The sequence below is a fragment of the Galbibacter pacificus genome, from assembly GCF_029603165.1.
Classification (GTDB): Bacteria; Bacteroidota; Bacteroidia; order Flavobacteriales; family Flavobacteriaceae; genus Galbibacter; species Galbibacter pacificus.
The window spans coordinates 236,320-251,510 of the sequence record NZ_JAQSVC010000005.1; the positions used below are offsets into that span (position 1 = coordinate 236,320).

18 protein-coding genes are annotated in these 15,191 nt (G+C 37.7%); 9 read left to right on the top strand and 9 right to left on the bottom strand.

Features of this window, described 5'->3' with window-relative positions:
- Window positions 1-58: 58 nt before the first annotated feature.
- Together PSF86_RS14430 and PSF86_RS14435 are read right to left on the bottom strand one after the other, a co-directional pair.
- Entirely contained in the window at window positions 59-889 is an 831-nt protein-coding gene (locus PSF86_RS14430) for an ABC transporter permease (RefSeq protein WP_277900800.1), read from the bottom strand.
- A complete protein-coding gene (locus PSF86_RS14435; protein ID WP_277900801.1) occupies window positions 889-1,791 on the bottom strand; it encodes an ABC transporter ATP-binding protein in 903 nt (300 codons plus the stop codon). The genes PSF86_RS14430 and PSF86_RS14435 overlap by 1 nt, the downstream gene beginning before the upstream one ends.
- 101 nt (window positions 1,792-1,892) lie before the next feature.
- Here PSF86_RS14435 and PSF86_RS14440 point away from each other — a divergent pair, with 101 nt between their 5' ends.
- The 4 genes from PSF86_RS14440 (at window position 1,893) to PSF86_RS14455 (ending at window position 4,121) form a co-directional block, all read left to right on the top strand.
- The gene (locus tag PSF86_RS14440) at window positions 1,893-2,963 is read left to right on the top strand and encodes a hypothetical protein (RefSeq protein ID WP_277900802.1); all 1,071 of its coding nucleotides are present in this window, start codon (window positions 1,893-1,895) and stop codon (window positions 2,961-2,963) included.
- A 92-nt stretch (window positions 2,964-3,055) separates the two neighbouring features.
- Window positions 3,056-3,223 carry a hypothetical protein gene (locus PSF86_RS14445; protein ID WP_277900803.1) on the top strand — a complete coding sequence of 56 codons (168 nt, stop codon included), beginning with the start codon at window positions 3,056-3,058 and terminating at the stop codon, window positions 3,221-3,223.
- 354 nt (window positions 3,224-3,577) lie between these two features.
- Window positions 3,578-3,829: a type II toxin-antitoxin system ParD family antitoxin gene (locus PSF86_RS14450; protein WP_277900804.1), complete on the top strand. Its 252-nt coding sequence runs from the start codon at window positions 3,578-3,580 to the stop codon at window positions 3,827-3,829.
- A complete protein-coding gene (locus PSF86_RS14455) occupies window positions 3,822-4,121 on the top strand; it encodes a type II toxin-antitoxin system RelE/ParE family toxin (RefSeq protein WP_277900805.1) in 300 nt (99 codons plus the stop codon). The genes PSF86_RS14450 and PSF86_RS14455 overlap by 8 nt, the downstream gene beginning before the upstream one ends.
- A gap of 305 nt (window positions 4,122-4,426) precedes the next feature.
- Here PSF86_RS14455 and PSF86_RS14460 read toward each other — a convergent pair whose 3' ends face one another.
- The 5 genes from PSF86_RS14460 to PSF86_RS14480 form a co-directional block, all read right to left on the bottom strand.
- Window positions 4,427-5,485: a nucleoid-associated protein gene (locus PSF86_RS14460; RefSeq protein WP_277900806.1), complete on the bottom strand. Its 1,059-nt coding sequence runs from the start codon at window positions 5,483-5,485 to the stop codon at window positions 4,427-4,429.
- Window positions 5,486-5,650: 165 nt separating this feature from the next.
- Window positions 5,651-6,154, bottom strand: a complete 504-nt coding sequence (locus PSF86_RS14465) for an IS1096 element passenger TnpR family protein (protein WP_277900807.1) — start codon at window positions 6,152-6,154, stop codon at window positions 5,651-5,653.
- A gap of 120 nt (window positions 6,155-6,274) precedes the next feature.
- Window positions 6,275-7,300, bottom strand: coding sequence for a COX15/CtaA family protein (locus PSF86_RS14470; RefSeq protein ID WP_277900808.1), 1,026 nt, complete (start codon window positions 7,298-7,300; stop codon window positions 6,275-6,277).
- 227 nt (window positions 7,301-7,527) lie between these two features.
- Window positions 7,528-8,958, bottom strand: a complete 1,431-nt coding sequence (locus PSF86_RS14475; RefSeq protein ID WP_277900809.1) for a CCA tRNA nucleotidyltransferase — start codon at window positions 8,956-8,958, stop codon at window positions 7,528-7,530.
- 118 nt (window positions 8,959-9,076) lie between these two features.
- Window positions 9,077-9,637, bottom strand: a complete 561-nt coding sequence (locus PSF86_RS14480) for an L-threonylcarbamoyladenylate synthase (protein WP_277900810.1) — start codon at window positions 9,635-9,637, stop codon at window positions 9,077-9,079.
- Window positions 9,638-9,862: 225 nt separating this feature from the next.
- Between PSF86_RS14480 and PSF86_RS14485 the strand changes: the two genes are divergently transcribed.
- Complete coding sequence (locus PSF86_RS14485; protein ID WP_277900811.1) at window positions 9,863-10,609, top strand: glycosyltransferase family 2 protein; 747 nt, start codon at window positions 9,863-9,865, stop codon at window positions 10,607-10,609.
- Complete coding sequence (locus PSF86_RS14490; protein ID WP_277900812.1) at window positions 10,606-11,547, top strand: NAD-dependent epimerase/dehydratase family protein; 942 nt, start codon at window positions 10,606-10,608, stop codon at window positions 11,545-11,547. The genes PSF86_RS14485 and PSF86_RS14490 overlap by 4 nt, the downstream gene beginning before the upstream one ends.
- Here the strand turns inward: PSF86_RS14490 and PSF86_RS14495 are convergent.
- On the bottom strand, window positions 11,542-12,318 hold the full coding sequence (locus PSF86_RS14495) for a glycosyltransferase family 2 protein (protein WP_277900813.1): 777 nt from the start codon (window positions 12,316-12,318) through the stop codon (window positions 11,542-11,544). The genes PSF86_RS14490 and PSF86_RS14495 overlap by 6 nt on opposite strands.
- A gap of 97 nt (window positions 12,319-12,415) precedes the next feature.
- Complete coding sequence (locus tag PSF86_RS14500) at window positions 12,416-13,231, bottom strand: 2,3,4,5-tetrahydropyridine-2,6-dicarboxylate N-succinyltransferase (protein ID WP_277900814.1); 816 nt, start codon at window positions 13,229-13,231, stop codon at window positions 12,416-12,418.
- A 179-nt stretch (window positions 13,232-13,410) separates the two neighbouring features.
- On the opposite strand from PSF86_RS14500, the gene ruvX reads away from it, so the two are divergent.
- The 3 genes from ruvX (at window position 13,411) to def (ending at window position 15,145) form a co-directional block, all read left to right on the top strand.
- Window positions 13,411-13,824 carry a Holliday junction resolvase RuvX gene (gene ruvX / locus PSF86_RS14505; RefSeq protein ID WP_277900815.1) on the top strand — a complete coding sequence of 138 codons (414 nt, stop codon included), beginning with the start codon at window positions 13,411-13,413 and terminating at the stop codon, window positions 13,822-13,824.
- Window positions 13,825-14,000: 176 nt separating this feature from the next.
- On the top strand, window positions 14,001-14,417 hold the full coding sequence (locus PSF86_RS14510) for a T9SS type A sorting domain-containing protein (RefSeq protein ID WP_277900816.1): 417 nt from the start codon (window positions 14,001-14,003) through the stop codon (window positions 14,415-14,417).
- 137 nt (window positions 14,418-14,554) lie between these two features.
- Complete coding sequence (def, locus tag PSF86_RS14515) at window positions 14,555-15,145, top strand: peptide deformylase (protein WP_277900817.1); 591 nt, start codon at window positions 14,555-14,557, stop codon at window positions 15,143-15,145.
- Window positions 15,146-15,191 lie beyond the last annotated feature (46 nt).

The following is a 15,191-nucleotide window of genomic DNA, read 5'->3' on the forward strand; positions in this document are numbered from 1 at the left end:
AAAAACAGCTTTTGATAGTTGATGGGGCTATCATTTAGTTTAGGTTGTTTTTTGTGGATTATAAATCCCTTTTCTTTAATAAGGCAAAAGATAAGTAAATAAAAATGAATGTCCATACTAAAACAATAAGTATCTCGTACCAATGCACCGAATAGTCTTTGGTAATAGATTCCCCAACTTGACTGGCTACAGATTGTACGGCCCCCAAACGGCTAAACGGCTCTTTTATAAGGTTGCTCATGGCTTCTAGCGGCAAAAACCGAGAAATACCATTTGCTATATTGCTGTCCAGTTGCCAATGTGCAAGCCCGTAAAAAATGCCTTCGAACACTTGCCAGAGTATTAAAAAGCCCAGGGCAAAAGCCGATCTTTTTACAAAAATGCCCAAGAACAAGCAAAATGAAAAGAAGCCCAGGAGCTTTACAAAAAAGGCCAAAAAGTATTCAAGGTCAGAAAATATAATGCTGAGTTCGGTATAATCAGAATAAATCATCCCTAAAATCAAAGAGACCACAAAAATAAAAATGGTAGAAATAATAGAAAAAACCACCACGGTAAGAAATTTAGAAAGAATGAATTCTTTTTTGCTAAGCCCGTCTATTAAATTTTGTTTTATGGTTTTGTTGCTGTACTCGTTGGACATCATGGAAACAATAACAATGGCCAGGAAAAGCTTGAAAAAAGCGGCAATGTACGTATTGAAGTGCCATATGTACGGAAAATTAAAAATTCCTTGGTCGGCCAATTGAAAATGTACGTCGCCTATATCAAATTTTATGGTTGCAAACAGGGCGATAAAAGTGAGCAAAATAAAGTATGCAATAGTTAAGACCCTGCTGGCCCTGTTGTTCCAGAGTTTTATAAATTCTATTTGGAGTAATCGTTTCATTAGTTAGCTTGGTTTTTGGTAATTGTCAGGAATTGTTCTTCAAGGCTTTCTTTTCTTTTAACCAGATGCGAGAGCACAATGCCTTTTTCAAACATAAATTTATTAAATGTTGTAGCGTCCATGGGTTCGTTTAAAAAAGCGGTAATCAATCCATTTTCAATTTTTAGCGAACCAAAAGCGGGATTTTTTTCCAAAACGGCCATTAATTCCTTTTCGTTATCTGCTTTTAGTTCAAAAAAGCCGTGACTGGCAATCATTTCGTCCACCCTGCCCGAATAGAGCATATGTCCTTTTCTTAAAATAATAACATGGGAGCATACCTTTTCAACTTCATCAAGTAGGTGAGAGGCCAAAAGAATGGTCGTACCCATGGAGGCAATTTTTTTTATGATTTCCCTGATTTGGTGTATTCCCTGCGGGTCCAATCCGTTGGTGGGCTCGTCCAGAATTAAAATCTCGGGGTCGTTTAAAAGTGCAGAGGCAATGGCCAGGCGTTGTTTCATCCCGAGGGAATAAGTTTTAAACTTGCTGTCTTTTCGGTCCAACAGCCCAACGAGCTCCAGTTTTTCATGGATTTTATCGTTTGGCACTTCTTTTATTTTACAAACCAGTTTCAGGTTTTGTTCTGCGGTCATGTACGGGTAAAAGTTCGGGCGTTCTATTATGGCCCCTACTTTTTTTAATGCCTGGTGTGTCGAAGTATTCCCGTCAAACCAGAAAAAATCCCCGGCAGACTTGTTAACAACATTGAGCACAATGCCCAAGGTGGTCGATTTCCCACTTCCGTTAGGCCCTAAAATACCATATACGTTTCCCTTTTTTATGTTAAAGGAAACATCGTTTACGGCGGTTAAAAGGTCGAATTTCTTGGTGAGGTTATTTACTGTAAGAATATTTTCCAAAATTTTCTTTTTTCGAGTTGATTCTATTAACTTGACGAATTCTATGTTGATTTGTTACAATAATATAGATTAAATTTGATTAATTAATAAGAAAACACGAGATGAGCGAAAAATTAATGTCGAAAAAGAAGCCCAGCTATCCAGTAAACGAACGGTTGCTTACCTATCTGGAGCGCTACAACCGGACCACAAAGATACCCATATCTTATGACGACCTGCTTCGGTTTTCCGGCTCTGTTGTAGTGTATGATGAAGATGATAACGATACGCTTTGGATACGTGTTTATTATTCTGAATTTGAACGCCCAGAGATCGATTACCATTTAAAACAGGTATATACGCTTATTTTTTCTGATGGAAACGAAGACATCTTTCAGTACCTTAATATAGATGCCATTGATTTTTGCACCTTTGGCAACTCGCAGCCTTTCCGCATAAAGGTTAGAAATATCCTCAATGACAACTATACCTATATTTATGTAAAAAAAGCCGATGCCTCTCGGGTATACGGGCTCGAACTGGAACATATCCTGTCGCCCAACCGGATTAACTTTGCCGTTTACCACGATACCTTGATCGAAGAACATATTTCTGGAATCCCGGGCGATGAATTTATAAAAAATGCCCTGCCCGAATGTACCGACATACAAAAAAGCCAGATTGCAAAAGAATTTGTAAAGTTTAACGAACGCTGCATGATAAGGTTGTTGGGAGATATGCGCTCTTACAATTACGTAATTATACCCGTGCACGATTTTGACAATGTAATTTTTAAAATACGCGCAATAGATTTCGACCAGCAGTGCTACGAAGGGAACTTTAAGGTATACAAACCACAATTTTTTAAAGAAAATTACCAGATGGTAAAAATGGTAGAAGAACGCTTAAAACCCGCTTCCATAGAACAATATAAAAAAGAAGAACGCTCTTTGTTGGCAAAGCGGATCTTGACATCCAAGAAAAGATTAAAAGCATTGTTGCGCTGTATGGTAAACGACCATATTACCACCAAAGAAAACTTGGAAGAACTAAAACAGGAGCTGTATAATTATACATTAGACCTAAAATTTAAGCGCTGCCGCTCCATGGGCCAAGTGGTAAGGGTAGCACTGGAATTTGTAAGAAGAAATTACGAAGATGTAAGCATGAAACGGCTGCTGCACGATTCCTAACAAACATCTGGCGGGGTAGTTTACTCATTAAGTGGTGTTTAAGTTGCTCCGATGCATATCCAGACCTATTTTTTACCTAACCAGATACGTTGTTGGACGTATCCGTTGGGGTTTCGAATATGTCCAGATACGTTGTTGGACGTATCGGTTGGGGTTCCGAATATGTCCAGATAGGTTGTTGGACGTATCCGTTGGGGTTCCGGACGTATCCAGATAGGTTGTTGGACGTATCCGTTGAGGTTCCGGACGTATCCAGATAGGTTGTTGGACGTATCCGTTGGGGTTTCGAATATGTCCAGATAGGTTGTTGGACGTATCGGTTGGGGTTCCGGACGTATCCAGATAGGTTGTTGGACGTATCCGTTGAGGTTCCGGACGTATCCAGATAGGTTATTGGACGTATCCGTTGGGGTTCCAGACGTATCCAGATAGGTTGTTGGACGTATCTAATGAGGTTTTGAGTATAATTGACATGCTATTTCTATATTCTCATTACTAAAAACCAAAAAAATGCACATTATTCCATTTATTAAAGGGATAAAAATGTATTTTAGGACAGGACGCAATTTGTTAAACTTACCAAATTTTGGTATTTTTGAGTAAATATTTGAATTATGAGCAAGAACACATCAATATCACTCGGAACTTATTTTGACCAATTTGTGCAGACACAAGTTTCTGCCGGTCGGTATAAAAATGTAAGTGAAGTAATTCGTGCCGGACTTCGTCTTTTAGAAGATGAAGAAAGTAAGTCCACTGCTTTACGAAATGCAATTCAAGAGGGATTGAATAGTCCGAGAGTTGAAAACTTTGATTTTGACGAAAACCTAAAAAAGTTAAAAGCAGAAAAGAGAAAAAATGGCTAAAGTAATTTTAAGACAAGAAGCCATAAACGATTTAAATGAAATTTGGGATTATACGTTCGATATGTGGTCTGAAATCCAAGCAGATAAATATTATGCCACATTAAAATTTGCTTGTAAAGAAATTGGAAAAAATCCAACCCTGGGAAGAACATATACTGGAATAAGCAGCAATATACTCGGACTAAAATCTGGGAAGCATATCATATTCTATCAACAAATAACAAAAGACGAAATTGAAGTCATAAGAATTTTGCACGATAGAATGGACTTAAAAAATAAAATAACCGAATAAAAAATTACAGCAACAAAGCTAAAACTTAAAATGCTGCCCGAAAAATATTCGGGCAGGGCTCTGGTTGATACTATATGTTTTAACCCTTTTTATATAACATAGGTTTTACATAAGAAAAGTCAACACTTCTATTACGTTTGCTTTATTCCTGCAAGGTTTTTTGGAAACCTTGTAGGTATTTTAGAGCTGAAATGAATGCCTGCAAGGTCAGGAAAAAGATTTGCAGGAGTTTGTTGAATTCAATTTCTTATAATCAGTGTTTAACATATGTTGCTATATCTTCTCTTGTTAAATAGGTGCTTATGCTAGCTTTTTTGTTCTTTGTTAAAATAAACCAGGTAATAATACATTTGCTTCTCTTCGTCCCAGCCTTTTTCTACAAATTTCTCGGCAGATTCCGGGTTGATGAAGTCCATTTTTATTTGAATATTGGTATCTAGGTTGATTACGTTTTTAATTTTTTTGCGGGCATCCGAAACGGCTTTGTTGGCAATTGGGAAAGAAGATACATCTTCGATACTGTATTTTGGGCCTTTTTCGGTTTTATAATGCTTAAACTCGGGAATAAGCTCTGGATTGTCCATTACTTCATTCAAGAAATTGGTTTCTTCAAAAGCATCGTTTTTGGCAAAATGATTCACCGCACGGTTCATGAACATAACTTCTTCTTTTTTGTCTTCCGCAGGCAAGACCACATCTTTGGCAAAGTCTTGGCAAAATTTTAAATATTTTTTGGTGAAAAAAGTTTCATCGGTAAGGGCATCTACGCTTAAAAAGTTTTCCAGCCAATATTTGGTGTCGTAGCGGTTGCTGTCGATCGATAAAATTTTAAATCCTTCTTCTTTGTTGGCATTTATAATTAAGCACCCCTTATCGAGCTTGTTAATGTTGATTCCCTGGCGGATTAAGATTTCCAGATTGGTACCTTTTTCTTCAAATTCAAGGAAATCGTGTTTTAATTCTGATTTAAAAACCCCAATGGCATTGTACTTTTCATTATCAAGAACCACATCTGAAAGGTACGCAACATATACTTCGCCGCTTTTTATGTGCGGATGGTTGGACTGGTCGTACAAATGTGTGGCAATGCTTTTGGATTGTTTGTGGATGCTTGGCGGATCTGCAAATACTTCGGAAGCGATGGAATATAGTTCGTTATAATCAAGGTCGACTTCGTGGTCGAAACGGTAATAATTTTCTTCTTTGTCCCTAAAAGGCTTAAAAAAGTATTCTTTGAGCAGTCCTGTTATTTCATCGTTTAGGCGGTAAGGTTCTTCTGAAAAAAATGTGCCTTCGCTCTTGCTTTTGTTTCCTATTCTGTGAATGGATAGGCTTTCTATTTGTGTGGGATATAAATTAATCATGCTTTTTGTTATCTGGTTATGCTGTTAGGATTGTTAAATCAATGGTTTATCCGTCGGGTTTTATGTGCGTAACGGTACGGTAACCTTTAATGGGTTTGTAATCTTTAAATAAACCAAAAGTGTTTCTTGAACCGTGCGAACCTTGCTTTTAATGTTGTGCTTGGGTTAGTTCCAATGCTCATCAAAATCAAGGTCGTCGTAATTATCGAGGTCAAAACCATTGTCGTCACCTTCAGAGAGATCTTCGGCTTCAAACTTTTTTACGGGTGGTGCGTCGGGCAGTTGCCCGTGCACATACAAAAGGTTTGGGTAAGTGGCGCCATCTTCTTTTTCGGCAATATCGGCCAATTCAACAAAGAATGTCCACATGCTAAAAAAGTCGTATACATAAATTAGGTTCCTGTTGTTTTCATCCAGGAGGTCTTCCATATAAGTTTCGGCCATGAGTTTTACATCGGTTCCGGTCTCGCTCATGTCAAAAAGGGCAATTTCTTCACCTTGGTTCCATTCTTCGTCGCTTACATAGAAAGAAGCCATTTCGGTACCGTCAAAACCAAAGGCCTGCGATATGGCATTATGGAAATCTTCCAGCGTATTGTTGCCTTCTATTTCAATGTCCCTAAATACATCTTCTTCGGCGTCTAAGATTATTCTGAATTTATAAATCATGGTTTTTCATTTTTCAGCAGGTTGCAAGTTACAAAGTTTTTGGCTTAATTTCATTTGGCAATTTGTATTCTAAAAAGATATTTTTCAACAGTGGGCCTTAAATGCAAACAGCACAAATATTTAGGTTATTAGCTTTTTGGGCTTACTTTCCATAAGTAAATAAAACTGTACGCCAAATAGTATGGAGGCAATAACCAAATGTAGCGGTTGGCTGCCAAAAGGAAAATTAAAATAATACATGGAAATTCCCGTAGCGATTTCTAAAACAATAAGGAAGAATATCCAGTTTATTTTTGAAAACCCCGGTTTTAAACTTCGGTTTTTTATGAAGAGGAAGGCATTGGTGATAAAAATTAAAATTGATAGCGAACGGTGTATGTAAAAGTCGGTTTCCGGTGACGAAAGCCATAGGCTTTTATTGGTAATACCATGATCTTTTACTTGTTCGTCGATGAACTGCCTTACCTGTGTGCCCAAAACCACCTGTACAAGTGTAAGTAATAAGGCAAGCAACAGTACATTTTTAAAAAGCTTATGACCCCCGAAATGGGAATACTCTTTTTTTGTTTGATAAATAATAATAAGGATCATGGCCACAATAAGCAATGCCATTACCATATGGAGCGTAATCCTTACCGGGGCAAGCACAGAGTAAACAACGGTAGCGCCCAGCCATGCCTGAAACCCCATGCCAAAAACGGTAAGCCACGAAAGTACGGGGATCCATTTGTTTTTTTTCCAAAACGAAAAAGAAGCAAAGGCCATAACAAGTGTGGCAAACCCGGCAAGGGCACCAAACAAACGGTTGATGTATTCTACCCAGGTATGCAGTGGATTGAAAATAGCGTAATCGTGTTTGGTATAGGGCTCCCAGTGGGTTTTGTTATAATTTTCTCCGGTGGTAAAATTTTTCTTGGCTACCTGAAGCGTTTGGTCAACAATAATAACCTGGCCTTTTTTAAAGGAACGTCCAGCCTGCCATGTTAATTGAGAAACATTGGTAGGAGGAACATAATAACCAAAACATTTAGGCCAATCTGGACAGCCCATGCCGCTTCCGGTCATTCGTACAACGGCCCCGGCGATAATAACCAGATATACCAGTACCAAGGTTACTTTTGCTATTTTTCTAAAGTTTTTCTTCACTTTTTTTATTGTTCAAAGGTTCAAAGGTTCAAAGGTTCAAAGGTTCAAAGGTTCAAAGGTTTCTGGTTTTTAGTTCATTGTTATACTGTTACGTAGCTATGCTGTCACCAGCGGATGGACTAATCCCTTTTCCCTAATTACTATTCAAGGTTCAAAGTTCTATAAGGACAACAATTAACCATTAACAATTATCAATTATCAATTATCAATTAACCATTAACTAATCCCTATTTCTCAACTGGCGTCAATCCAAGTTTTTTTCCTCTTTCAATCATAAAAGCATAAGCGGCATCATGTTCATTAGGGATTTCACCTTCCAAAATGGCCTCTTTTATGGCTTCTTTAATAATTCCAATTTCCTTGGAAGGCTTTAAATTAAATGTTTCCATAATTTCTGCTCCATCTACGGGCGGTTGAAAATTGCGTACATGGTCGCGTTCTTCTACTTCGGCAATTTTTTGACGCACAATTTTAAAGTTGTTATTGTATTTCTTGAAGCGCCTTGGGTTTTTTGTGGTAATGTCTGCTTCGCATAAAGTCATTAAATCCTCAACATGGTCACCGGCATCAAAAATAAGTCGTCTTACGGCAGAATCGGTTACGATGTCCTGCGCTAAAACAATGGGGCGGGAGCTCATGAGTACCATTTTCTGGACAAATTTCATCTTATCGTTTAATGGCATATGCAGTCTTTTAAAGAGTTTGTATACCATTTTGGAGCCCACAAATTCGTGTCCGTGAAATGTCCAGCCAATTTTTTTATCAAAACGTTTTGTGGGAGCCTTCCCAATGTCGTGCAATAAAGCAGCCCAGCGCAACCAAAGGTTATCTGTGTTTTTAGAAATATTATCAACAACTTCCAGGGTATGCCAAAAATTATCTTTGTGCCGTTGCCCTTCTTTTTCTTCAATGCCCTGAAGGTTGGTAAGTTCTGGCATTATCATGTTAAGCAGGCCGGTCTCAAAAAGGAGTTTAAAGCCCGTTGAAGGGACTTCGCTGAGCAATATTTTATGCAATTCATCTACAATGCGTTCGTTGGAAATAATGTTTATCCGTTTTTTGTTCCTTTTGATAGCCTGTAGCGATTTTTTTTCAATTTTAAAATTAAGCTGAGAAGCAAACCTTATGGCGCGCATCATGCGTAAAGGGTCGTCAGAATAGGTAATATCTGCATCTAAAGGAGTGCGGATAATTTCTTTGTGAAGATCGGATATTCCATCAAAAGGGTCGAGCAGGTTTCCGTAATCTTCTTTGTTTAAAGAAATGGCAAGTGCATTTATGGTAAAATCCCTTCGGTTTTGGTCGTCTTCCAATGTTCCGTTTTCCACCACGGGTTTTCGGCTGTCAAAATGGTAACTTTCCTTGCGGGCACCCACAAACTCGATTTCAAGGTCATCGTGTTTTAGCATTGCGGTGCCAAAGTTTTTAAACACGGTTACCTTGGTTTTTTTTGGGAGCAATTCGGCCACCTTTTGCGCTAGGTCAATACCATTGCCCAATGCAACTATGTCGATATCTTTTGGGCTTTCCCTGTTTAAAAAATAATCGCGTACAAAACCACCAATTACATAGCTTTTTACATGAATTGCTTCTGAAGCTTTTGCAATTAGTTTGAATATAGGGTGTTGTATGGCGTTATTATGTTTGTTATTTTCCAATTTAGTATTCGGTGTTCGGTATTTTTTCAGTTATGATGCCAAATTTTTCAGGATGGGCACCCTAATAAATGATTAAATGTCCAATTTCTTTATTTTTCAATAAATTCAAGATACGAGACTACTTGCGAATAACCTTAACCGTAGCATCATTACCAATTTTAATAATAGACGATGGCTGGCTATTCTTTTTTTCGCGGTGCAAATTTACCACATAGTCTACACCTTTTAAAATTTCATTGCTTATTTCTGAAAAGGATTTTGGGGTTGGAAGTCCGCTTATGTTGGCCGAGGTGGAAACCAATGGCCTTTTAAACTGGCGGATTAGTTTTTGGCAAAATTCATCAGAAGCAATCCGGATGGCCAAAGTATCGTCGTTGGCGATAAGGTTTTTTGCTATGTTTAACGGTCTGTCGTAAATAATAGTGGTGGGTTTGGTGGCCAGGTCAATAATATCATAGGCGGCATCGGGAATTTCATATACATACTTTTGAAGCATCCTAAGGTCGGATACCAAACATATTAAAGCCTTGCTGTCGTCCCTTTGCTTGAGTTGATACACTTTTTTTATTGCCTCTTCATTGGTGGCATCGCAACCAATGCCCCAAACGGTATCGGTTGGGTAGAGTATAAGTTTGCCCTGATTGAGGGCCTCAAGCGTTTTTTTTATTTCTTCGTGCATTAAGTATTTTTTTTGATAAGCTATTGCAATGTTGGTGAAATCGTTTTTTTAACGATATAACTTAAAATTACTTTAAACTTTTTAGTCTTCCGGTAAATATTTGTCTTTTCTAGACATTTTTCTTTAATGAGGAAGTCTTGGTTAATACCATTATACGGAAAATTGAATAGCTGCAAAAGTATATTAATAATGATGATTTTAGTATTTTTATCGAAAATTTAATAAATGGAAATTAGCGGATTGGTTATTACTTTTAATGAAGAAAAGTGGATAGGCGGTTGTGTGGAAGATATGTTTAGGGTTTGCGACGAGGTTATCGTGATAGATTCGTATAGCTCCGACAGGACGGTGGAAATAGCCGAAGAAATGGGTGCCAAAGTGATTCAGCAAAAATTTTTGGGCGATGGTCCGCAACGTATCCATGGATTGCAATTTTGTAAAAACAATTGGATATTGAATTTAGATGCAGACGAAAGGTTGGAAGAAGATTCTTATTTATTTATAAAATCGGGAAAATTTTTTGATGCGCCGTACGATGGTTACCGTTTTAGAAGAAACACCTATTTTAGGGACGAGCTCATTAATTTTTCCGGCTGGTACCCCGATTATGCCTGTCGGTTTTTTGACAAAAGAACTGCACAGCCGGGAACAACCATTGTGCACCAAGACGTAACGGGTAAAAATGTTTTGAAGTCCAAAATGCACCTGCGCCATTATAGCTGGACCGGTTTTCATCAAATTATATCAAAAAAGAATCAATATACCGATTGGCAGGTTGAGGAATATGTAAAAAACGGGAAAAAGACTTCTTTCTTGGCTCCTTTTGTGCATGGTTGGACCTCTTTTTTTAAATGTTATATCTTCAAAAAAGGAATATTCCACGGTTTGGACGGTTTTACCTTTGCCCTTATACAGGCTTTTTTTTCGTATATGAAATATGCCAAATTAATAAAAGAAAATAAAAAGAAATGAAAATTTTAGTTACCGGAGCAGCCGGGTTTATAGGTTCACATACAGCAGAATTTTTTGCTGCAGAAGGGCACGAGGTATATGGAGTAGATAATTTTTCAACTTATTACAGCCCTAAGTTAAAAGAACTTAATAAAAACGATATCGAAGCGGCAGGAGTACATTTGGTTAAAGCAGATTTAACTGAAGATTTACAAAAGAAATTGCCCGATGCTTTTGATTATATCTTTCATTTTGCCGCCCAGCCGGGCATTTCGGCAACTACTTCTCTAGATGAATATGTGCGGAACAATATTTTTGCAACACAAAACCTGTTGGACTGGACAAAAGTAGCTTGCCCAAGCCTAAAATTGTTTGTAAATATTGCCACTTCTTCTATTTATGGAAAAGAGGCCACATTGCCAGAAACGGTCTTGCCAAAACCTATTTCCTTTTACGGGTCGACAAAACTGGCAGCAGAACAGCTGGTTCTTGGTGAACAACGTACAGGAAAAATAAACGCATGTTCTTTAAGGTTGTATTCTGTATACGGACCAAGGGAACGCCCGGAAAAGCTGTATACCAAACTAATAAAATCTATATACGACCAAACCGAATTCCCTTTATTTGAAGGAAGCGAAAAGCATTCCAGAAGCTTTACCTATGTTGGGGATATCGTTAAGGGAATGGCAGCAGTTATCGGGAAAGAACAAAAAATTAACGGTGAAATTATAAACATAGGTTCCGATGTTGAATATACAACCCAACAGGGGATAGAACTTATAGAAAAAATAATCGGACTCAAAGCCAAATTGAAGATAACCCCTCCAAGGCCGGGAGATCAATTGCGCACTACTGCGCTAATTGATAAAGCACGAAAATTACTTGATTACAATCCGGAGACAGCTTTTGAAGAAGGCCTAAAAAAACAGGTGGATTGGTACCGGGAAAAGTTTTTATGATCGTTTCTGAGAGCTGTTCTGCAATCTTCTTTGCTCTTTAAAGCGTTCGTAAACGCCTAAAGCATTCAGGTAGCAAATTATTATGCCCTTTTTGCCATCTAAAATTCCCAAACGGATAATGTAATGGTTAAAGAATTTCCAGGCAGGACGGAGGTATTGTAGCAGGAATGTCCATTTTTTCCCTTTTAAAAATGCTTCCTTTGCCTTAAGTTGTCCATATTTTATCATTTTTCCCTTATAGTCATGATAGTCTTTATAAGAAAAATGAAGCAGTTTGTGTTTTAACTTACCTTCGGTACCATTTACTTTTAAGGTTTCGTGTACAATGCGTTCGTTGGTAAATTCACACTTACTTTTTTTAAACAGCCGATAAACTTTATCGGTTTGCCAGCCGCTAAAATAGAGCCTTTTGTTTTTGAACATAAAAGTCCGGTAATTCCAGTAGGCATCACATGTTTTTGGGCTGTTTATAGTTTCGATAATTTCCTTTTGAAGCTTTGGCGTAACACGTTCATCGGCATCAAAAAAATAAATCCAATCATTATTGGCCAAGCTCAGCGCATACGATTTTTGCTTGGTAAAATTTTCAAAGGGATGTTGAACGGACGTTACCTTTTCGTGTTGCCGAAGGTATTCCCATGTGCCGTCCGTACTAAAAGAATCTACAACTATAATTTCATCGGCAAACAAAACACTCTCTACACAATCTTTTATGTAGTTAATTTCATTATAAGTAATAATAACCGCCGATAATTTTGCTGTTGTGCCCAATGCTATATTTTCGGCAAAGATATTATCTTGCCCGATAATAAAAAAATCCGGGGTTTGATATCAAACCCCGGATTCTGTATATTTTATTGAGCTGTATTTAAACGGCCACATCGTATTCGCGAAGGGCATCGTTCAAAGAAGTCTTTTTATTGGTGCTTTCTTTGCGCTTGCCTATTATCAATGCACACGGAACGTTGTAGTTGCCCGCTGCAAATTTTTTGGTATAGCTTCCGGGTATAACAACAGAACGGGCAGGCACATAACCTTTCATCTCCACGGGCTTATCGCCGGTAACATCAATAATTTTTGTTGAGGCGGTCAATACCACGTTTGCCCCCAAAACGGCTTCTTTTTCAACGCGAACGCCTTCAACCACAATACAGCGCGAGCCTATAAATGCATTGTCTTCAATAATAACCGGGGCGGCCTGTAAAGGTTCTAGAACGCCACCAATACCCACACCTCCGCTAAGATGTACGTTTTTGCCAATTTGGGCGCAGCTTCCCACTGTGGCCCATGTGTCTACCATGGTTCCTTCGTCTACATAAGCGCCAATATTTACATAGCTGGGCATTAAAATGGTACCGGCAGAAATATAGGCACCATGTCTTGCAACGGCATGCGGGACAACGCGTATTCCCTTTTCGGCATAATTTCTCTTTAGCGGAATTTTATCGTGAAACTCTAATGGGCCGGCTTCAATGGTTTCCATTTTTTGAATGGGAAAGTATAAAACTACTGCTTTTTTAACCCATTTGTTTACCTGCCAGCCGTTTTCGGTAGGTTCGGCAACACGTAAAGTTCCTTGGTCCAGTAATTCAACTACTTTTCTTATGGTGTTTACAGTTTCCTGCTCTTTTAATAATTCCCTGTTTTCCCAGGCCTTTTCTATTATAGTTTGAATCTCTTTCATTATAAATGGTATATTTTGTTACAAATATATAGCGGATGGTTGTATTTTCATGATACTTTTTACAAGTATAACATTTTGTTGTTATTTATAAGGAATTTAAAACGACGCCCAATTATTGTATCGAGCGGCTACTGAAAAATTATTGGAATAAAGCCTTACTTTTGTTGAAAAATAAAAAAATGGGACGTATTCTGGCTATTGATTTTGGAGGGAAAAGAACGGGAATTGCCGTTACCGATGAATTACAGATAATTGCATCGGGGCTAACGACCGTACCAACTGCCGAACTGCTTTCTTTTTTAAAGGAATATACTTCAAAAGAAACGGTAGATGCTATAGTGGTTGGCCAGCCAAAGCGGTTGAACAATGAATTTTCTGATATTGAAGCCGAAATCCGTTTATTCATACATAAACTAAAAGAAGAAATCCCTAAAATGGAAATCGAACGCATCGATGAAAGGTTTACCTCAAAAATGGCTTTTCAGAGCATGATAGACAGCGGGGTCAAGAAAAAAAACAGAAGAAAAAAAGAGCTGCTGGACGAAGTGAGTGCCACCCTTATTTTACAGTCGTACTTGCATAGTAAAAAGTAATAAAAATAAGTTGGAGAAAAATCAATAAAAATGCTAAAAGGTTAATTTTTAACTAAAAAAACCATAAATTGATAGAGAATACAGGCTTGGTGTTTAAATTTTTTTACCTTTGTATATAAACAAATTGGCAAAATGTTTGGAACAACTTTTGCATTTTAAAACATAAAGTGAATGAAATGAGAATTACCCTAATCTTATGCTTTTTTATCCAGCTTGTTTTTCCGGCAACGGTAAACAACAAGGAAATGATTGTGCCCCACACAAAATCATTAACCATGACCCATTTCATTGATTCCGATTCATCTCCTTGGACATTGGAAAAAATGTTATCGCTTTACAGTTTCGATGATATTGACGATTCTCTGAAAATATACCCAAATCCCGTTAATAGAAGGGATATGTTAAACGTGTCTATGGACGATACAGGTAAAAAACGCTTAACTTTTTACGATATTACCGGAAAAATGGTAAAAGTAGTAGAAACCGAGCGCAAAACTTTTTCGTTTGGCATCTCCGATTTAGGAAGCGGTGTATATATATTAAACATAGCAACAGTCAACTTTCAAACCGCAAAAAAAGTTATTGTAAAATAAGGTGCCCGAATATTTTTCCGGTCGCACTTTATGAATAAAAATACTTAAAAACAATCTATGATCTTCATCTTTATAGTGCTTCGCATAGTATTATTGGATTTAGTTTGTATTTTTGCATCCTTAATTTAATAGATATTATGATTTTACCAATTGTAGCATACGGAGATCCGGTACTTCGAAAGGTGGCAATAGAGATTCCCAAAGATTATCCTAATTTGACCGAACTTATCGACAATATGTTCGAGACAATGTACAATGCATATGGTGTAGGCTTGGCGGCACCGCAAGTAGGCTTGTCGTTGCGCCTTTTTGTAATAGATGCCTCTGCATTTGCAGACGACGAAGACCTGGCGGATGAGGAAAGGGAAACGCTAAAACAATTTAAAAAGGTATTTATTAACCCAACAATTATTGAAGAAACAGGAGAAGAATGGGCCTTTAACGAGGGCTGTTTGAGCATACCGGATATTCGCGAGGACATTACTAGGAACCCAAAAATTAAAATTGAATATTACGACGCCGACTTTAACAAACACACAGAAGAATACAAAGGGTTGGCGGCCCGTGTAATCCAGCACGAATACGACCATATTGAAGGAATATTGTTTACAGACAAGCTTTCTAGTTTAAAAAAGAGGCTTTTAAAGGGAAAACTTTCCAATATTTCCAAAGGAAAAATACGAATTGATTATAAAATGCGTTTTCCAGATGCTAAAAAAGCACGTTAAACGTTTTGATAATATATACAAAGCACAGATATTTGCTTTCTCAAAA